Raw genomic sequence first — 19,969 nt, 5'->3', positions numbered from 1 at the left:
ATGCTACTGTCCGGCTCTCAGTGCATGAGGGCCGGAAAGGGTTTTGCGCGGCAGAAAATATTTCACCTGAAACTCGAACATATTGGTGTAGAGAATCGAATAATCGATGGGATTCTTTTGCTCGTCAATGGCCTGGGTTTGCATACGAATGATGGGATCCAGCGCGCTGATATGTAGCAGTTTCGCCACCTCCGGCGACGGCAGGATGGGCTGAATAGACTCATAGCAGCCGAGTATCTTCACTCCACATTCGTTCTCAATGTATGAGAATTTTGAGTTCTTCATATGAGCAATGGTCAGGTCAGGAAAGCGGCTGGCCGACAGCCAGGTCTCTTCAACCTGCATGGCGATATTGTCGATAAAGCGCAGCCGTTTGGCGTAATAGACCGGCTCGCCATAGGCAACGCGCAGGCTCGCCGCTATTTCTTCTGATGCCTTCTGCAGCTCAAATTTCAGAATTTGGCTGGTCGGGGTTTTCCCTTCATTTTTGGCGATTTCGGTAAAGCTATCGAGATGCGTCACCGATGCCTGAAACTGTTTGTTGCGCAGGTAGGTTCCCGACCCGTGCCGCCGTTCAATCATCCCTTCTTCTTCCAGCGCTTTAAGCGCTTTGCGTAACGTATTACGCGAAACGTCATAAAGCTCTGCCAGCGCTTTTTCCGATGGCAGCAGATCGCCGACGTTGTAAATGGGGCTGTTTAATCGGTTTTTCAGCAAATTAACGATGTTCTGATACACCACTTTTGAACCTCCTTAAATCCTTTTTAAACAATTGGTTATGAATTCATTTTCGCAAAAGTGGGATGACATGTTCATAAACTTCATGATTATTGAACAACTTAAGTATGGTTAACTGTGATCGGACCACGGGTTACGAAAATTAACAATAATTAAAGTGGTCGTCAATTAATGACCTATTTAACGCGAGGAATAAGAAACAGGAGAAATGATATCCGCAGGGATGGACTGGATTTTATTTCTGAGAGTGCGGTTAGCGAATTAATTAAAAATCGTTTTGCTTAAAATCTAAGGGATCACTATGGGGTTAATGAATTCATTTGAACGGGGAATGGAAAAAATCCTCGTTCCGGTTGCTATTAAATTAAACTCGCAGATACACGTTTCGGCCATTCGCGATGCTTTTATTTTGTCATTCCCGATAGTTATGGCAAGCTCGCTTATTATTCTTATCAACTTTGCTATCCTGTCGCCGGACGGCTTTATCGCCAGTATTCTGCATTTGGGTACGCTATTCCCTAATCTCGCCGACGCACAGCAAATATTTACACCAGTGATGAACGGTTCGGTCAATATTATGGCGGTGCTGATTACCTTCCTGGTGGCGCGCAATGTGGCGATTAGCTACCAGCAGGACGACCTGCTGTGTGGCCTGACGGCGATTGGCGCGTTCTTCGTGGTGTATACCCCATACGTGATTATTGATGGTCAGGCCTATCTCACCACTAAATATCTTGGGCCGCAGGGACTGTTTGTCGCGGTAATTGTGGCGCTGCTCTCCAGCGAAATTTTCTGCCGTCTGGCGCGAAACCCTAAGGTGGCTATCTCCATGCCTGATGCGGTACCGCCAGCGGTGGCGCGCTCCTTCAAGGTCCTGCTGCCGATCTTCTTCGTGATGATCTTTTTCTCGGTGCTGAACTTCCTGCTGTCGAAAGTCTCGCCCAACGGCCTGAACGATCTCATTTATACCCTGATTCAGGCACCGATGAAGGACATGGGCACCAATATCGTGACGGTGCTGATTCTGGGGCTGGTGGCTAACTTCCTGTGGATCCTGGGGATTCATGGGCCGAATACCGTGGCGGCCATTCGTGAAACCATCTTCTCGGAAGCCAACCTGGAGAATCTATCGTATGCGGCCTCCCACGGTTCGACCTGGGGTGCGCCGTATCCGATTACCTGGACCGGCATCAACGATGCCTTCGCCAACTGTGGCGGTTCAGGCATGACGCTGGGCCTGCTGCTGGCTATTTTTATCGCCTCCCGCCGTAAAGACTACCGCGACTTAGCGAAAATGGCCTTTGTGCCGGGGCTGTTTAACATTAATGAACCGGTGATGTTTGGCCTGCCGATCGTGCTGAACCCGATTCTGGTGATTCCCTTTATTCTGGTGCCATTCGTGAACGCATTGATTGGCTATTTCTTCATCACTCTGGAAATTATTCCGCCCATTGCCTACGCCGTGCCGTGGACAACGCCGGGGCCGCTCATCGCCTTCTTTGGCACCGGCGGTAACTGGATGGCGCTGTTTGTTGGCATCCTGTGCCTGGCGGTGGCGACGCTTATCTATCTGCCGTTCGTCATTGCCGCTAACAAGGTCAATATGTCAGCCGCAGCAGAACAGAATTCATAATATTCTGTCAGCGCTATTTCCCCTGTCTGTAATCGGCGGGGGAAATAGAAAAATGGGAATACGTTCTTTCTGACAGACCCGGCCGTTCGCGATCTTAGACGTAACGGCCGGGTTTTTTTATTGAATAATAAGAACGGGATAAGGAGAGGACTACAGCAGCAGCCACAGCAGCAGCATCACCGCGAGCAGCACCACAAAGGCCAGCCCCGGACGCGCCGACAGCGATTTTAGCGTGGTGATGACCGGCACGAACGGCGCATAAATCGGCTGGATATCGCGCGCTTCCAGCGTCTGGGCGTGGGCGACGCGTTCGCGCTCGATGCGTTTGAGGAACAGCAGGTTCAGCAACTCTTGCACCTGTACCTGCGTGAGCACCGTTTGCGGCGTGGCGTTCCAGTTCTGCTGGGCGAAATCGCGCAGGGTTTGGGCCTCCTGCGGCTCCAGCGGCTGTTTCAGCGCCGCCTGCAGCACGTTGAGCGTCGGCGCCGGATGCGTGCTGAGGGTCAGACGCGCCTGCAGCAGCGTGACCAGCGCGTTAAAGTGCTTTGCCGGTAGCGGATCGCCCGACTTCACGCCGGAAAGCTCGAGCAACGACTGCCAGATTAGCTTGTTGGAGTCGCCGGTGGCGGCGGAAACCTTGGTCACCAGCTGGTTCAGCGTATTGTGTTCGGCGGGCAGCAGCGGCCTGTCGGTCGCCGGGCGCTGCTGCGGCTGTGGAATCGATAGCTGCCCCTGCTGGAGCAGCAGCAGCACGTTTTTCAACTGTTGCGGCGTCAGCTGGCTAAGGGCGGTTTGCCCAAACTGCTGACGGATGTAGTCGCTGACGGCCTGGCGGTTGTTGCCCTGGCTCAGCAGCTCGGTCAGCTGCGACAGCGTCTGGCGGGTGCTGAGATTTTGCTCGGCGGTGCCAATGCGCTGATTCAGGTTTTGCTCGGCGGCGGGAAAGTGACGCGCCAGCAGCGGCGTATCATTTTTCAGCCCCAGATCGTGCTTTACGCCTGCCCACACCTCAGCATTTTGCTGTGAGGTCATCGCAATTAAGCGCGTGATCAGTCGTTCCAGCACCGTGCGCTGCTGGGTACTAAGCGGCTGTTCTCCGGCGGTGGAGAGCGGAGGGGTGCCTGTCCCCGGAGGGCGCGCGGGCATACCTGAAATGGGTTGCGTCATGATTCATCCTTTCCAAACCGAATACTCATGCCCGGCGCAAGTATGCCTGGCGGCCAGATTATGGCACACTTCCCCGGTTTACTCTCGTTCTCAGACAGGTACTGAACCGTGAAAATCCTTGTTGATGAAAATATGCCCTACGCCCGCGAACTTTTTAGCCGCCTGGGTGAAGTCAAGGCTGTTCCTGGCCGCCCGATCCCGACCGATGCGTTAACCGATGCCGATGCGCTGATGGTCCGTTCAGTCACGAAGGTGAATGAAGCGCTGCTCGGCGATAAGGCGATTAAGTTTGTCGGCACCGCGACGGCGGGCACCGATCACGTCGATCGGGCGTGGCTGCAACAAGCAGGGATTGGTTTCTCCGCCGCGCCGGGCTGTAACGCGATTGCGGTGGTGGAATATGTGTTCTCGGCGCTGCTGATGCTGGCCGAGCGCGACGGTTTTGCGCTGGCCGATCGCACGGTGGGTATCGTCGGCGTGGGTAACGTTGGCGGCCGTCTGCAAAAACGCCTGGAGGCGCTGGGCATCAAAACGCTGCTGTGCGATCCGCCGCGTGCCGACAACGGAGAAGAGGGCGATTTCCGCTCGCTGGACGAGCTGGTTGCCGAGGCCGACGTGCTGACCTTCCACACCCCGCTGTATAAAGACGGCCCGTATAAGTCGCTGCATCTGGCCGACGAGGCGCTGATTCGTCGCCTGAAGCCGGGCGCGATTCTGATCAACGCCTGCCGCGGCCCGGTGGTGGATAACGCCGCGCTGCTGAAGTGCCTGCAAGAAGGGCAGGCGCTGAGCGTGGTACTCGACGTCTGGGAGCCGGAGCCGGATCTCAACCTGGCGCTGCTGGAGAAAGTGGATCTCGGTACCTCGCACATTGCGGGCTACACCCTGGAAGGGAAAGCGCGCGGCACCACCCAGGTGTTTGAAGCCTATAGCCAGTTTATCGGCCAGCCGCAGGAGGTGGCGCTTTCATCGCTGCTGCCCGCGCCGGAGTTCGGGCGTATCAGCCTGCATGGCCCGCTCGATCAGCCTACGCTGAAAAGACTGGTCCATTTAGTGTATGATGTGCGCCGCGATGACGCGCCACTGCGAAAAGTGGCGGGGATCCCGGGCGAATTCGACAAGCTGCGCAAGAATTACCTTGAGCGTCGCGAATGGTCATCGCTGACCGTCGAGTGTGATGACGCCGAGGCGGCCGCGCTGCTGCAAAAACTCGGGTTTAACGCCGTACGCTGTTAATGTCTTCTTAATGCCTCTGCCGGATACGCCGGCAGAGCCGCTTTTTTCTGGAGTAAATCACCATGTCTGAAGGCTGGAATATTGCCATCCTGGGCGCAACCGGCGCCGTAGGCGAAGCCCTGCTTGAAACCCTAGCTGAACGTCAGTTCCCGGTGGGTGATATCTACGCGCTGGCGCGCAATGAGAGCGCGGGTGAACATCTGCGTTTTAACGGTAAATCGGTAAGAGTGCAGGACGCGGCGGAATTTGACTGGACGCAGGCGCAGCTGGCGTTCTTTGCCGCCGGTGCGGAAGCCAGCGCCACCTATGTAGAAGAAGCCACCAACTCCGGCTGCCTGGTTATCGACCTCAGCGGCCTGTTTGCGCTGGAGCCGGACGTACCGCTGGTGGTACCGGAAGTGAACCCGTTTGTGCTGGCCGACTACCGCAACCGTAACGTGATTGCCGTGCCGGACAGCCAGACCAGCCAGCTGCTGGCCGCGCTGAAGCCGCTGATTGATGACGGCGGCCTGTCGCGCATCAACGTCACCAGCCTGATCTCCGCCTCCGCTCACGGTAAAAAGGCCGTCGACGCGCTGGCCGGGCAGAGCGCCAAATTGCTCAACGGTATGCCGATCGACGAAGACGATTTCTTCGGTCGCCAGCTGGCTTTCAACATGCTGCCGATGCTGCCGGACCGCGAAGGCGCGGTGCGCGACGAGCGCCGTATCGTTGATCAGGTGCGCAAAATCATGCAGGACGACGGGCTGATGATCTCCGCCAGCTGCATTCAGTCGCCGGTGTTCTACGGCCATGCGCAGATGGTGACCTTCGAAGCGATGCGCCCGCTGTCGGCGGAAGAAGCGCGTGACGCCTTTGCGCGCGGCGAAGATATCGTGCTCTCCGAAGAGAGCGAGTTCCCAACTCAGGTCGGCGATGCTACCGGCAGCGCGCATCTTTCCGTAGGCTGCGTGCGTAACGATTACGGCATGCCGGAGCAGGTTCAGTTCTGGTCGGTTGCCGATAACGTCCGCTTTGGCGGCGCGCTGATGGCGGTGAAAGTCGCCGAGAAGCTGGTGCAGGAGTATCTGTACTGATGTCTGAGATGGAGCAACTGCCGGTCTATCGAATTGCGCTGGGCATTGAGTACGACGGCAGCAAATACTATGGCTGGCAGCGGCAAAATGAAGTGCGCAGCGTGCAGGAGAAGCTGGAAAAGGCGCTCTCGCAGGTGGCCAACGAGCCGATTAACGTCTTCTGCGCCGGTCGTACCGACGCGGGCGTTCACGGCACGGGGCAGGTTGTGCACTTCGAAACCCACGCGGCGCGTAAAGATGCGGCGTGGACGCTCGGCGTAAATGCGAATTTACCTGGTGACATTGCGGTGCGTTGGGTGAAAGCTGTTCCCGACGATTTTCACGCGCGCTTCAGCGCGACGGCGCGCCGCTACCGCTACGTGATTTATAACCACCGGCTGCGTCCGGCGGTGCTGAGTCAGGGGGTGACGCACTATCACCAGCCGCTGGACGCCGAGCGCATGCACCGCGCGGCGCAAAGCCTGCTGGGCGAAAACGACTTCACTTCGTTTCGCGCGGTGCAGTGCCAGTCGCGTACGCCGTGGCGTAATCTCATGCACATTAACGTGACCCGTTACGGTGCTTATATTGTTGTGGATATCAAGGCGAACGCCTTTGTACACCACATGGTAAGGAATATTGTTGGCAGCCTGATGGAAGTTGGCGCAGGAAACCAGCCGGAGAGCTGGATTGCAGAACTGTTGGCGGCAAAAGACAGGACGCTTGCCGCCGCAACGGCGAAAGCGGAAGGGCTGTATCTGGTGGCGGTGGACTACCCCGCGCACTTTGCGCTGCCTTCCGTGCCGATGGGCCCGCTTTTCCTGGCGGACTAACGTAGTCATTTGGGGCTAAACAATATGGATCTTATCCGTTTTTTAATTGATTTCATTCTGCACATTGATGTGCATCTGGCGGAGCTGGTCGCGCAGTATGGCGTCTGGGTGTATGCCATTCTGTTCCTGATTTTGTTCTGTGAAACGGGGCTGGTGGTGACACCGTTTCTGCCGGGCGATTCGCTGCTGTTTGTGGCCGGTGCGCTCTCCGCGCTGCCGACCAACGACATCAACGTGCACCTGATGGTGGTGCTGATGGTGATCGCGGCGATTATTGGCGATGCGGTGAACTACACCATCGGCAAGCTGTTCGGCGAGAAGCTGTTCAGCAATCCGGATTCGAAAATTTTCCGGCGCAGCTACCTGGATAAGACTCACGCCTTCTACGATAAACATGGTGGGAAAACCATTATTCTGGCGCGATTTGTCCCCATCGTCAGAACATTTGCGCCCTTTGTGGCGGGAATGGGCCACATGTCCTATCGTCATTTTGCGCTCTATAACGTCGCGGGCGCGCTGCTGTGGGTGCTGTTGTTCACCTACGCAGGCTATCTGTTCGGCGACCTGCCGGTGGTGCAAGAGAACCTGAAGCTGCTGATTGTGGCTATCATCGTTCTGTCGGTGCTGCCGGGGGTAATCGAAGTGATTCGCCACCGTCGCAAGGCGGCGAAACAGGCAAAATAAACCCTGCACACGGGGCACGATTCAGCCGTGCCCTGTTACGACATGTTTCGCGGTTCGACCACTTTTTTATGCCAAGTTTCGGGCTGTTATGTTTTAATGTGCAACATTCATGGTCTATGAAGGGGAAAAGTGGCATTATGCGCGGCCCCTTAATGGCAAAACTGGCATCGACCAGGTTCAGGCAGAAAGGTTATCAATGAGCTGGATTGAACGAATTAAAAGCAACATCACACCTACCCGCAAGGCGAGCATCCCGGAAGGGGTATGGACCAAGTGCGATAGCTGTGGTCAGGTTTTGTATCGCGCCGAGCTGGAGCGTAACCTCGAGGTTTGCCCGAAGTGCGATCACCACATGCGTATGTCAGCGCGTAATCGCCTGCATAGCCTGTTGGATGAAGGGTCCCTGGTAGAACTGGGTAGCGAACTTGAGCCGAAAGACGTGCTGAAGTTCCGTGACTCTAAAAAGTATAAAGATCGTCTGGCTTCCGCTCAGAAAGAGACGGGTGAGAAAGACGCGCTGGTAGTCATGAAGGGTACCCTGCATGAGATGCCGGTTGTCGCGGCGGCCTTCGAGTTTTCCTTTATGGGCGGCTCGATGGGTTCTGTCGTCGGCGCGCGCTTCGTCCGTGCCGTTGAGCAGGCGCTGGAAGACAACTGCCCGCTGATCTGCTTCTCCGCCTCCGGCGGCGCGCGCATGCAGGAAGCGCTGATGTCTCTGATGCAGATGGCAAAAACCTCCGCTGCGCTGGCGAAAATGCAGGAACGCGGTTTACCGTATATTTCCGTGCTGACCGACCCAACCATGGGCGGCGTCTCCGCCAGCTTCGCGATGCTGGGCGACCTGAACATCGCGGAACCGAAAGCGCTGATCGGCTTTGCCGGCCCACGCGTTATCGAACAGACCGTGCGTGAGAAACTGCCGCCGGGCTTCCAGCGCAGTGAGTTCCTCATCGAAAAAGGGGCGATCGACATGATCGTTCGCCGCCCGGAAATGCGTCTCAAGCTGGCCAGCATTCTGGCGAAGCTGATGAATCTCCCGGCACCGAATCCGGACGCGCCGCGCGAAAGCGTGGTGGTACCGCCGGTACCGGATCAGGAACCAGAGGCCTGATAATATCGAGGGCAGGGCCAGCTGGCTCTGCCCTTTTGCTTTTATTGTATTCACCGTTGAAAGTTGCGGGCACCATGGACAAACATCTTATTCCTCAGGCCACGTCGCCCCTGGCTACGTGGCTTTCTTATCTGGAAAACCTCCATTCAAAAACCATCGATCTGGGGCTGGCGCGCGTCAGCCTGGTCGCCGGGGCGCTCGACGTACTGCAACCGGCGCCGTTTGTGTTTACCGTTGCGGGCACCAACGGCAAAGGTACCACCTGCCGCACGCTGGAAACCATTCTGATGGCCGCCGGTTATAAGGTTGGCGTGTACAGCTCGCCGCACCTGGTGCGCTACACCGAGCGCGTGCGTGTGCAGGGGGAAGAGCTGGCGGAAAGCGCGCATACCGCGTCGTTTGCCGCGATTGAAGCCGCGCGTGGCGACACCTCGCTGACCTATTTTGAATACGGTACGCTCTCGGCGCTGTGGCTGTTTAAGCAGCAGCAGGTTGACGTGGCGATTCTGGAAGTTGGCCTCGGCGGACGGCTGGACGCGACCAATATTGTCGATGCCAGCGTCGCGGTGGTGACCAGCATCGCGCTGGACCACACCGACTGGCTCGGCCCGGATCGGGAAAGTATTGGCCGCGAAAAAGCGGGCGTCTTCCGCGGTGGCCGACCGGCAGTTGTCGGTGAGCCGGATATGCCGCACACTATCGCCGACGTGGCGCGGGAAAAAGGCGCGCAGCTGATGCAGCGCGACGTCGACTGGCGCTATACGGTTGAGGCCCAGAGCTGGACCTTCAGCGACGCTCAGGGCGAACTACGCGATCTGCCCTTACCAAACGTTCCGCAGCCGAATGCCGCCACCGCGCTGGCTGCGCTGCGCGCCAGCAAGCTGAAGGTGAGCGAAGAGGCCATTCGCGAGGGCATCGCCAGCGCGATTCTGCCAGGCCGTTTCCAGACCATCCAGCAGCAACCGCGGGTGATTCTCGACGTGGCGCATAATCCGCATGCCGCAGGCTACCTTGCCGGGCGTCTCAAATCATTGCCGAAAACCGGGCGAGTGCTGGCGGTTATTGGTATGCTGCATGATAAGGACATCGCCGGTACGCTGGCGTGTCTGGAAAGCGTTGTCGACAGCTGGTACTGTGCCCCTCTTGAAGGGCCGCGCGGTGCGACGGCAGAGCAGCTGCACGAACATCTGCGCGCGGGCGCGGTGTACGACAGCGTGGCGCAGGCGTGGCATGCCGCGATGGCGGACGCCGCGCCGGAAGATACGGTGCTGGTGTGTGGGTCCTTCCACACGGTAGCGCATGTGATGGAAGAGCTGGACGCGGGGAGAGCCGGTGGCAAGTAAGTTTCAGAACCGTCTTGTCGGGACGATAGTGTTAGTTGCGCTGGGGGTTATCGTGCTGCCAGGGCTGCTTGATGGGCAAAAAAAACATTATCAGGATGAGTTTGCGGCGATCCCGCTGGTGCCGAAGCCTGGCGACCGTGACGAGCCTGATATGCTGCCGACGGCGACGCAGGCGCTGCCTGCGCAGCCGCCGGAAGGCGCGGCGGAAGAAATTCGGGCCGGCGATGCCGCCGCACCGTCGCTCGACTCCAGCCGTCTGGCAGTGAACGGCAACGGCGATCTGGAGCAGATCCCGCCGACCGCCGAGCCGCCGAAACCGAAGCCGGTTGAAAAACCGAAGCCGAAACCGCAGCCGGTGACCGAACAGGTTGCCGCCACAACGCCGCCGCCAAAAGCCGCGCCGGAAGAGAAGCCGGCGCCGGTGGGTAAAGCCTACGTAGTGCAGCTCGGCGCGCTGAAGAACGCCGACAAGGTTAACGAGATCGTGGCTAACCTGCGCGGTGCGGGCTATCACGCTTTCACGTCGCCTTCGACGCCGGTTCAGGGTAAAATTACCCGTATTCTGGTTGGTCCGGATGCCTCGAAAGATAAGCTGAAAGGTTCGCTTGGCGAGCTGAAGCAGCTGTCGGGGCTGAGCGGCGTGGTGATGGGGTATACGCCAAACTAAGGCGTGGGGTTTTCCCCTCACCCCGGCCTCTCCCCAAAGGGGCGAGGGAGCAAGTCGGCGCGAAGCTCATCGACGGCTCCCTAAGGTCCCCTCTCCCCTCTGGGGAGAGGGTTAGGGTGAGGGGCCCAGACAACGCCAAAAGCGACCAGAAAAACGATGGCGTTGAACATTTTTTCAGCGCCATTTTTTATTTATGCCAGGGAAGGAAATCCCTACGCAAACGTTTTCTTTTTCTGTTAGAATGCGCCCGAACTGGATGACAGGGCGTAGAATCGTGGGACATTTATGGTCTGGATTGATTACGCCATTATCGCGGTGCTGGGCTTTTCTTGCTTAGTGAGCCTTATCCGTGGCTTCGTTCGTGAAGCGCTATCGTTGGTAACGTGGGGTTGTGCTTTTTACGTGGCCAGCCATTACTACACCGACCTGTCTGTCTGGTTTACGGGCTTTGAAGACGAACGGGTTCGAAATGGGATTGCTATTGCGGCGCTGTTTATCGTGACGCTCATCGTCGGCGCTATCGTCAACTACGTGATAGGCCAACTGGTGGAGAAGACCGGTTTGTCAGGTACCGACAGGGTATTGGGGGTCTGCTTCGGCGCGCTGCGCGGGGTGCTGATTATCGCCGCTATCCTGTTTTTCCTCGACACCTTTACCGGCATGGCAAAAAGCGAAGACTGGCAGCAGTCGCAGTTTATTCCCTATTTTTCGCCGGTTATCAGATGGTTTTTTGAATACCTTCAAAGCTCGTCAAGTTTCTTGCCCAAAGTATAAGCTTTGGGTCGTTGCTTAACGAGGAAAAGACGTATGTGCGGTATTGTCGGTATCGCCGGTGTCATGCCGGTAAACCAGTCGATTTATGATGCGCTAACGGTGCTGCAGCACCGTGGACAGGATGCCGCTGGCATCATCACCATTGATGCCAACAACTGCTTCCGGTTGCGCAAGGCCAACGGCCTGGTGAGCGATGTCTTTGAAGCCCGCCACATGCAGCGTATGCAGGGCAATATGGGTATTGGCCACGTGCGTTACCCAACGGCGGGCAGCTCCAGCGCCTCTGAGGCTCAGCCTTTCTACGTGAACTCCCCGTACGGCATTACGCTGGCGCATAACGGTAACCTGACCAATGCGCATGAGTTACGTCAGAAGCTGTTTGAAGAAAAACGCCGCCACATCAACACCACCTCTGATTCAGAAATCCTGCTCAATATCTTCGCCAGCGAGCTGGATAACTTCCGCCATTATCCGCTGGAAGCCGACAACATCTTCGCCGCTATCGCCGCGACTAACCGCCAGATTCGCGGTGCGTACGCCTGCGTGGCGATGATTATCGGCCACGGCATGGTCGCCTTCCGCGACCCGAACGGTATCCGTCCGCTGGTGCTGGGTAAACGCGACGTGGGCGATGGCCGTACCGAGTATATGGTCGCTTCCGAAAGCGTCGCGCTGGATACCCTGGGCTTTGAGTTCCTGCGCGACGTGGCGCCGGGCGAAGCAATTTACATCACCGAGAAAGGGCAGCTGTTTACGCGTCAGTGCGCCGATAACCCGGTCAGCAACCCGTGCCTGTTCGAATACGTCTACTTTGCGCGTCCGGACTCCTTTATCGACAAAATCTCCGTCTACAGCGCCCGTGTGAACATGGGCACCAGGCTGGGCGAGAAGATTGCGCGCGAGTGGGAAGATCTGGATATCGACGTGGTGATCCCGATTCCGGAAACCTCCTGCGATATCGCACTGGAAATCGCCCGTATTCTGGGTAAACCGTACCGCCAGGGCTTCGTGAAAAACCGCTACGTTGGCCGCACCTTTATCATGCCGGGCCAGCAGCTGCGCCGTAAATCCGTGCGCCGCAAGCTGAACGCCAACCGCGCGGAGTTTCGTGATAAGAACGTACTGCTGGTGGACGATTCCATCGTGCGCGGCACCACCTCCGAGCAGATTATCGAGATGGCGCGCGAAGCCGGGGCGAAGAAGGTTTACCTGGCCTCTGCGGCACCGGAAATTCGTTTCCCGAACGTTTACGGTATCGACATGCCGACCGCCAACGAACTGATCGCTCACGGGCGTGAAGTGGATGAGATTCGCCAGATCATCGGCGCCGACGGTCTTATCTTCCAGGATCTCGACGATCTGATTGACGCGGTGCGTGCGGAAAACCCGGACATTCAGCAGTTTGAATGCTCGGTGTTTAACGGTGTGTACGTGACCAAAGACGTTGACCAGGCGTATCTCGATTTCCTCGACTCACTGCGTAACGACGATGCGAAAGCCGTTCAGCTGCAGAATGAAGTAGAGAATTTAGAGATGCATAACGAAGGGTAAGTCCTGTAGCCAGCGGTGTCTCGCCGCTGGCTTGTTTTATTGCCGTATCACACCAAAACGGATCCCATATTTTTGTACCTTATAGTTGAGCGTTGTCCGCGAAACATTAAGGTGACGCGCCGCCGCCGCGATATTTCCCTGATAAGTATCGAGTGCCGTTTCAATCAGCCCCCTTTCGTAGCTTGCAACCCGCTCCTCCAGAGAGCCCTCATTGCCCTGTTCGATAGGAGGGATGTGGTTAACGGTTGCGGGATTATCCGTTATACCTAAATTAAGTTCTTCTTCTTCAAAGACAATTTTTTTCAGCATACCATCGGTTTCCTGCATGATCATGCTGCGGACAATCGCATTCTCCAGCATCCTGACGTTACCCGGCCATGCGTGTCCAAGAAGTGCGATACGTGCGGATTCGCTGAGGCCATGAATATCTTGCGGTACCTCGCGTCGATACTTATCGATGAAATAGTTCGCGAGCAACGGGATGTCTTCTGGACGTGTACGTAGCGGCGGTAGGGTGAGCATGCCGACGTTCAGCCGATAAAAGAGGTCTGCGCGCAAACGCCCCTGCTGAATTAACTGCATGGGTGCTTCATTCATTGCCGCAATAATCCGGACGTCAGAATGAATCGGCTGCTGGCCACCGAGTCGCCAGAAAGTCTTGTCCTGTAAAAAGCGCAGGAGCTTGCTTTGCATCTCAATGGGCATCGCGTTCAGTTCATCGAGGAACAGTGTACCTCCGTTGGCGAGCTCTAGATAACCCTGGCTATTTTCTGCGCCGGTGTAGGCACCGCGCAGGGTGCCGAAAAGGGTGCTTTCAACCAGAGTAGGCGGCAGAGCACCGCAGTTCAGGGCGATGAAGGGTTTGTCAGCACGCGTGCTGCATTGGTGAATCAGGCGTGAAAAGAGCTCTTTGCCTGTTCCCGTTTCCCCGACAATGGTCACGGGAATATTGCTCACTGCCAGCCGTTTTGCTTTGGCGATATTACTCAGCATCTCTGGGCTTTCGGTAATAATCGCGTGCTGTTTTTCGTGATTATCGGAATAAAGAAGATGGTTTAGCTCAACGACCTGCTCCTGTAGGCGCCTGACGCCAGACATATTTCGCCCAATTTCGATGACGCCTATCATATCGCCCTGGCTGGAATAGAGCGGGGCGGTGGTGTGCTGGTAATCGACGGCCTGGCCACGAGCATTGTAATAAATCTGGTAGTGACCAATGTATTCCACCCCCTCTTTCAGCGAGGAAAGCATGGTGCTCTGGTTCTCTTTCATATTCGGGTACACATCCAGCATATGCTTACCCATCGCCTGTTTAATGCTGTACCCGTCCAGATCCGCGCTTTCCTGGTTGTAGTAGATGTATTCCCCTCGCTCATTAATCACTGCCAGTGGCTGGTGTATCAGGTCGAAAAATCGGGAAAACATCTTGAGTGCAGTCGCTAGCTCTTCGTTAGTGGATGCCATGTGAAATTTTATTCCCTCCCTAATAAATAACCCTATTTTATAAGTGACAAATTTTCGTCGTTGTGATGAATAACACACTCAATGACGAAAATAATAAAACGCGTTAAAAAATAACTAATTGATTTTACTGTATAAATCATGTGGCACGGTTGTTGCTTTATATCCATCATCAAAGTGTGGGTTTTTATGGTGAACATAAAGCAGAGGATGTTATGACTGACATGAACATTGAAAATTACAATCAATTACGTAGCAAAGTCGTGGAGGGCGATCGCCGCTTTCAGCAAAAAGATGGGCATCTTTGTTTCGAAGGGGTGGATCTGGATGCCCTTGCACAGAAGTATCCCACGCCGTTCTATGTTTTCTCTGAACCTGAGATCATTCGCAATATCAGCGAAATTCAGCAGGCTTTTGCTGCGCATAAAAAAACGAAAACGTTCTTTGCATCAAAAACCTGTTCCGTCATGGGGGTTTTAAAGGCGATCCACGACGCGGGTATCTGCGCGGAAGCTAACTCGCAGTACGAAGTGCGTAAATGCCTGGAAATTGGCTTTCGTGGCGACCAGATTGTGTTTAACGGCGTAGTGAAAAAACCGGCCGACCTGGAATATGCAATTGCCAACGATCTCTATCTGATTAACGTCGATAGCCTGTATGAACTGGACCATATCGATGCTATTTCCAGAAAGCTGAAGAAGGTCGCTAATGTTTGTGTGCGCGTAGAACCCAATGTTCCATCCGCCACGCATGCCGAGCTGGTGACGGCTTTCCATGCCAAATCAGGGCTGGATCTGGAACAGGCGGAAGAAACCTGTCGGCGCATCCTTGAGATGCCTTATGTCCACTTACGCGGTTTGCACATGCACGTAGGCGATCAGGTTCCGGAATCTGAACCGTTTGCAAAAGCCACCAAAGTGCTGGTCGATGAGTCTCGTCGCCTGGAAGAGGTGCTGGGCATTAAGTTTGATCTGATTAATGTCGGCGGCGGGATTCCGGTTCCTTATAAATATGATGAAGAAAACGGCGATCCGCTGAAAGATAATATGTACGCCGGGATTACTGCACAGGATTTTGCCGATGCGGTGATTAGCGAAGTCCATAAATGGCGCACGGATGTGGAGATCTGTATTGAACCGGGACGTAAAGTGACCGGTTCAGCCGCGGTCCTGCTAACGGAAGTCGCCTGCGAAAAACGGAAAACCAATTACGATCTCAACGGCAATGTAGAGTGCCATGTTGAATGGAAATTTGTTGATGCCGGATACAGCATTCTTTCCGATAGCCAGCACTTCGACTGGTTCTTCTACGTTTATAACGCCTCACGCATTACGCAAGCGCACGATGCATGGATTAAGCTTGCCGGCCCATTATGTGATGGTGGTGACTATTTCCATATGGGGGTAAAAGGTGAAGAGTTTCTGATGCCGGAAACCACCGTGCCGGGCGATATTGTGGCATTCCTGGATGCAGGTGCTTATACCATTGAAAGTCAGACCGTTTATAACAACCGCCCACGTTCAGCCGTTGTGATGATAGATAAAGAGGGTAATGACCGCTTAATCCGCCGGGAAGATACCTACGACGATATGGTCAAGTACGATATTTACTAATTCTGGTTTGTCGGGCTTTAGCACGCGTCTAAAGCCCCTGGATATAACGATTCTGACGGTGCGACAAGTTCCGTACGAATAACAGGAGATGGCCATGAGTAACAACAGTTCTGGCTTACTTGGCATTAAGGACATTGTTTTTATGAATGTCATTGCCATACTAAGTCTACGACAAATACCCAACGTTGCCCCTTACGGCGCTTCAGCAATGCTGTTATGGGTTATTGCGGCATTTTGTCTGTTTTTCCCACTGGCAATGGTGTGTGGTGAGCTTTCTACCGGCTGGCCGAAAGATGGCGGTATTTTTGTCTGGATTAAAGAAGCGTTTGGTAAACGTATTGCGTGGATAGTCGTGGTTTGCTTCCTTTTTTCATGCGTACTGTTCTTCCCACTCATGCTGCAATTTGGTTTTACTGCCCTGGGCTACATGATTGGTAATGGTCTGGCGGAGAATAAAGCCTTTATTGGCATCGGATCAGCCGTTATATTTTGGTTGCTGACGCTGATGAATATTCGCGGTATGGAATGGACTAAAATCATTAATAGCGTGAGCGCCTGGTGCGGCGTATTTATTCCGTCTGCTATTTTGATTATTCTGGCCATTGTCTGGTTAGCCACCGGGCATCCGATGCAAACGGACTATGCAACAGCGGCAAACTGGGTGCCAGATCTGAGTCATTGGGATACGATAGTGTTCCTATCCAGCATGATGTTCGCGTTTGCAGGGCTGGAAGTGGCGCCGATGATTGCCGGACGCACACGTAATCCACAGCGTGATTTCCCGCGCGCGATGGCCGTGTCCGCCGCAGTGATTGTGGGCATTTACATGGTCGGTACGTGGGCGCTAAACACCCTGCTGCCTGCGGGTAAAACTGATATTGTGGCCGGGGTGATGCAAGCCATGCATTCCGCTGCCGATACGCTGCATATGCCATGGCTGATTCCTGTGATGGCGATCTGCATGTTTTTTGGGGCGCTTGGTCAGATTAACTCCTGGCTTGTTGGCCCTATCTATATGCTTCAGGAAGCTTCCCGTGAGGATAATCTGTTAGGCGATAAAATTGCGCAATTGCATCCGGTATGGAAAACACCTGCCTTTGCGCTTGTCGTACAGGCAATTATTGTCACCGTCCTGTGCTTCTCAACCTTTATCTCCCCGAGCGTTGCCGCGGCATACTGGATGTTAACTGCGCTGACAACCATAACTTATTTTATCCCTTATCTGGTGATGTTCCCTGCGTTCTGGCGCTTGCGTAAGACTCAGCCAGATACCCCAAGAAGCTTTAAAATTCCAGGAACAATCCTTCCCGCTTTGCTGCCTGCGTTGGGCTTTATTTCCATCGCCTTTGCTGTAGCTCTTCTGTTTATTCCACCGTCACAAATTGATATGGGCGGCTACTTTCAATATGCCGGCAAAATTATTGGTGGTGCGCTGTTAGCAGTGCTGGTCGCTGAATGGATTTACCATCGGGCAATGAAACGTAATGCACGTCTGAACGTGGTTGAGGGAAAGTAAAGTGTATATGCCAACTCTGCACATCAATTTACGGAAGCTTGAAGAGAATGCGCGTACCGAAAAAGCACTCTTAGCAAGCAGCGGTATTGAAGTGATGGCGGTAAATAAAGTTTTCGACGGCTGCGTTGAAACTGCACAGGCTGTTTTTGATGGTGGGATCAAGGTTATTGCGGAGTCCCGAACCTATAACCTGAAAAAAATACGTGATATTGGTTGTACCACCTGCCTGCTACGTAGTCCTTGTCTTAGTGAAATTGAAGATGTAGTTCGTTATGCCGATATCAGTTTAAATAGCGAGCCTGTTATTCTGCGCGCGCTCTCGCAGGAAGCGCAGCGTCAGCAAAAAACACATCAGGTTTTACTGATGGTTGATATGGGCGATTTACGCGAAGGTATCTGGTTTAGCGAATATCAAAAAATTCTCTCCACAATTTCTTTGATTAAAGAATTACCTTGTCTGGATCTCTACGGTCTTGGGACTAACTTCAATTGCTATGGCACCGTCCTGCCAACCGTCAAAAACGGCGAGGATTTCCTGGCGCTTGCCGCGCGGCTCGAACAGGACAGCGGCGTTACCATTCGCCGTCTCTCCGCAGGTAACTGTACCAGCTATCACCTATTAGATAAGGGCATCTGGCCGCGCGGGCTGAACCATCTCCGTATTGGCGGACTGCATGAGTTTGGCATCGAATACGTCGAGATGAAATATCTGGATGAGTTTCACCACTCGATAAAACCGGTCGATAAGGCCTGCTCGGATATGTACGTGCTAGAGGCAGAAATTATTGAGCTGAATAGTAAACCGACGGTTCCCGTTGGCGAACTGGGGGTTGATGCCTTTTTGCAAAGTAAAACGTTTGTCGATAGCGGCGTACGCAAACGGGCGCTGCTGGCATTTGGCCGCCAGGATGTTCCATCGGATAACTGTGTTCCCTGTGATGATGGGATCAGCATTCTGGGACAAACCAGCGACCATACGCTTGTGGATATTGAGGCGTGTACCCAGCCGTTACGGGTGGGGGATGTGATTCGCTTTGAGCTGGATTACACCGGGCTGCTAATGGCTTGTCAGACCAAAGGTGTTGCCATGCGATTTACTCGATAAGAAGCACGCTACGGGCAGGGCCCGTAGCGTCATTCCGAATCCTGGAAAAGACAGGGAGAAACCATGAGTACCCTGCAAGAGCCCTCTCTTATTGAGCATAAGGGCAAGCTTCGTCGTAACTTAAAAAAACGTCATCTGTTGATGATGTCCTTAGGTGGCACCATCGGCACGGGATTATTTATCGGTATTGCCGAACCGTTGTATAACGTTGGTCCAGCGGGTACGCTGCTGGCCTATCTTCTGGCCGGCGGAATTATGCTGGCGACCATGATGTGTCTGGGGGAGCTGTCGTGCGCGTTTCCCCATTCAGGTTCTTTCCAGCACTATGCCTTGATTTTTATTCCTCATCCGCTGTGGAGCTATACTATCGGCTGGCTTTACTGGTTCAGCTGGGTCTTTTCTCTGGCTGCCGATTTAACCGCCGCAGGTTTTATCGCGCATCACTATTTCCCCTCCATTCCTGTACATTATTTTTGCCTTATTATCCTTGTTACGTTAACGCTCATTAATCTCTGTTCGGCGAAAAGTTTCGGTGAATGTGAGTATTGGCTTTCAGCCATTAAAGTTTTTGCCATCGTACTGTTTATTGTGGCGGGGGCCGTAATGATCTATTCATTGGCCGGACAAGCCCATTGGCATCCGACGCTGAAAACATCTGCCGGATGGTTTCCACACGGCTGGTGGCAAATTCTGGTCTGTATGACCGTTGTTATCTACTCTTTTCAGGGCGTTGAGTTAGTGGGGAATGCTGCGGGGGAAACTGAGTCACCACAGACTATTTTACCGAAAGTGATTCTTGGCATTGGTATGAGGATCATCTTATTCTATGGCCTGGCTATCGCCATTCTGGCACTGGTGTATCCCCGAGACAGTATCCCCAATGGGCAAAGTCCCTTTGTCTGGGTATTTTCTCATGCGGGGATCCCCGGGGCTGAGGTATTAATGACATTGGTTATTTTTTCTGCTGCGGTATCGGCGGCAAACTCGGCCATTTATGCCAGCTCGCGCATGCTATGGTCGATGGCGGGCGACCGTTTTGCCCCGGCGTGTTTTAGTCGAGTCAGTTGCAATGGCGTGCCGGTAAACGCCATTATGTTGACCGTCGTTCTGGCGCTGGTCTCAATGTTGACGCGTTATATTTCTGCACAGCAGTTTTATCTCTATCTGATAGCGAGTACCGGGCAGGTCGGGTGTCTGGCGTGGATTGTGATTGGCTGGTGCCAGTATCGCTTTCGACGTGCGGTCAATCAGGGAGTGTATTCGCGCAGCTTACTGCGTTACCGATCGCCGTTATTTCCCTGGGTGGCAGGTTTTGTGGTGGTCACCAATATCGCGATTATTATTGGCACCTGGTTTAGCAAGCAGGGGCTGTTGATTATGTTGATCGAACTGCTGTTGATGGCCTGCATTATCGCATCATGGTTTTGCTTCAGGCCCGCGTTGAAATAGGAAAAAGCGTTCCCGCATCGCGAGAACGCTTTA

17 protein-coding genes are annotated in these 19,969 nt (G+C 54.4%); 14 read left to right on the top strand and 3 right to left on the bottom strand.

The window, feature by feature from the left end; genetic code table 11:
• Window positions 1-3: 3 nt before the first annotated feature.
• The gene (locus ACK5JN_RS22575) at window positions 4-741 is read right to left on the bottom strand and encodes a GntR family transcriptional regulator (protein ID WP_416872193.1); all 738 of its coding nucleotides are present in this window, start codon (window positions 739-741) and stop codon (window positions 4-6) included.
• A 298-nt stretch (window positions 742-1,039) separates the two neighbouring features.
• Between ACK5JN_RS22575 and ACK5JN_RS22570 the strand changes: the two genes are divergently transcribed.
• Complete coding sequence (locus tag ACK5JN_RS22570) at window positions 1,040-2,371, top strand: PTS sugar transporter subunit IIC (RefSeq protein ID WP_416872192.1); 1,332 nt, start codon at window positions 1,040-1,042, stop codon at window positions 2,369-2,371.
• Between the two features lie 150 nt (window positions 2,372-2,521).
• Here the strand turns inward: ACK5JN_RS22570 and flk are convergent, their stop codons facing one another.
• The gene (flk, locus tag ACK5JN_RS22565; protein ID WP_416872191.1) at window positions 2,522-3,538 is read right to left on the bottom strand and encodes a flagella biosynthesis regulator Flk; all 1,017 of its coding nucleotides are present in this window, start codon (window positions 3,536-3,538) and stop codon (window positions 2,522-2,524) included.
• Window positions 3,539-3,646: 108 nt separating this feature from the next.
• Between flk and pdxB the strand changes: the two genes are divergently transcribed.
• The 9 genes from pdxB (at window position 3,647) to purF (ending at window position 12,792) form a co-directional block, all read left to right on the top strand.
• Complete coding sequence (gene pdxB, locus ACK5JN_RS22560) at window positions 3,647-4,774, top strand: 4-phosphoerythronate dehydrogenase PdxB (protein WP_416872190.1); 1,128 nt, start codon at window positions 3,647-3,649, stop codon at window positions 4,772-4,774.
• Between the two features lie 62 nt (window positions 4,775-4,836).
• The gene (locus ACK5JN_RS22555) at window positions 4,837-5,850 is read left to right on the top strand and encodes an aspartate-semialdehyde dehydrogenase (RefSeq protein ID WP_416872189.1); all 1,014 of its coding nucleotides are present in this window, start codon (window positions 4,837-4,839) and stop codon (window positions 5,848-5,850) included.
• Entirely contained in the window at window positions 5,850-6,662 is an 813-nt protein-coding gene (truA, locus tag ACK5JN_RS22550; protein WP_416872188.1) for a tRNA pseudouridine(38-40) synthase TruA, read from the top strand. Before ACK5JN_RS22555 ends, truA begins: the two co-directional genes overlap by 1 nt.
• A 24-nt stretch (window positions 6,663-6,686) precedes the next feature.
• Entirely contained in the window at window positions 6,687-7,346 is a 660-nt protein-coding gene (locus ACK5JN_RS22545) for a DedA family protein (protein WP_416872187.1), read from the top strand.
• Window positions 7,347-7,542: 196 nt separating this feature from the next.
• Window positions 7,543-8,457, top strand: coding sequence for an acetyl-CoA carboxylase, carboxyltransferase subunit beta (gene accD, locus ACK5JN_RS22540; RefSeq protein WP_416872186.1), 915 nt, complete (start codon window positions 7,543-7,545; stop codon window positions 8,455-8,457).
• 74 nt (window positions 8,458-8,531) lie between these two features.
• The gene (folC, locus tag ACK5JN_RS22535) at window positions 8,532-9,800 is read left to right on the top strand and encodes a bifunctional tetrahydrofolate synthase/dihydrofolate synthase (protein WP_416872185.1); all 1,269 of its coding nucleotides are present in this window, start codon (window positions 8,532-8,534) and stop codon (window positions 9,798-9,800) included.
• The gene (gene dedD / locus ACK5JN_RS22530) at window positions 9,790-10,467 is read left to right on the top strand and encodes a cell division protein DedD (RefSeq protein ID WP_416872184.1); all 678 of its coding nucleotides are present in this window, start codon (window positions 9,790-9,792) and stop codon (window positions 10,465-10,467) included. Before folC ends, dedD begins: the two co-directional genes overlap by 11 nt.
• Before the next feature lie 285 nt (window positions 10,468-10,752).
• The gene (cvpA, locus tag ACK5JN_RS22525; protein WP_416872183.1) at window positions 10,753-11,241 is read left to right on the top strand and encodes a colicin V production protein; all 489 of its coding nucleotides are present in this window, start codon (window positions 10,753-10,755) and stop codon (window positions 11,239-11,241) included.
• 33 nt (window positions 11,242-11,274) lie between these two features.
• Window positions 11,275-12,792, top strand: a complete 1,518-nt coding sequence (gene purF / locus ACK5JN_RS22520; protein WP_416872182.1) for an amidophosphoribosyltransferase — start codon at window positions 11,275-11,277, stop codon at window positions 12,790-12,792.
• 36 nt (window positions 12,793-12,828) lie between these two features.
• Here the strand turns inward: purF and ACK5JN_RS22515 are convergent, their stop codons facing one another.
• Complete coding sequence (locus ACK5JN_RS22515) at window positions 12,829-14,256, bottom strand: sigma-54 interaction domain-containing protein (protein ID WP_416872181.1); 1,428 nt, start codon at window positions 14,254-14,256, stop codon at window positions 12,829-12,831.
• A gap of 212 nt (window positions 14,257-14,468) precedes the next feature.
• Between ACK5JN_RS22515 and ACK5JN_RS22510 the strand changes: the two genes are divergently transcribed.
• From ACK5JN_RS22510 to ACK5JN_RS22495, 4 genes are all read left to right on the top strand, one after another.
• Complete coding sequence (locus ACK5JN_RS22510; RefSeq protein WP_416872219.1) at window positions 14,469-15,866, top strand: diaminopimelate decarboxylase family protein; 1,398 nt, start codon at window positions 14,469-14,471, stop codon at window positions 15,864-15,866.
• Window positions 15,867-15,960: 94 nt separating this feature from the next.
• On the top strand, window positions 15,961-17,382 hold the full coding sequence (locus tag ACK5JN_RS22505; protein WP_416872180.1) for an APC family permease: 1,422 nt from the start codon (window positions 15,961-15,963) through the stop codon (window positions 17,380-17,382).
• 1 nt (window position 17,383) lies between these two features.
• The gene (locus ACK5JN_RS22500) at window positions 17,384-18,487 is read left to right on the top strand and encodes an alanine/ornithine racemase family PLP-dependent enzyme (protein ID WP_416872179.1); all 1,104 of its coding nucleotides are present in this window, start codon (window positions 17,384-17,386) and stop codon (window positions 18,485-18,487) included.
• A gap of 63 nt (window positions 18,488-18,550) precedes the next feature.
• Window positions 18,551-19,936: an amino acid permease gene (locus ACK5JN_RS22495; protein WP_416872178.1), complete on the top strand. Its 1,386-nt coding sequence runs from the start codon at window positions 18,551-18,553 to the stop codon at window positions 19,934-19,936.
• The last annotated feature ends 33 nt before the right edge of the window (window positions 19,937-19,969 follow it).

The organism is Kluyvera sp. (assembly GCF_047971185.1).
In the GTDB taxonomy this organism is placed as follows: Bacteria; Pseudomonadota; Gammaproteobacteria; order Enterobacterales; family Enterobacteriaceae; genus Kluyvera.
Note: the sequence above shows the minus strand (reverse complement) of the source record. Positions and strands in the feature narration are given on the sequence as shown.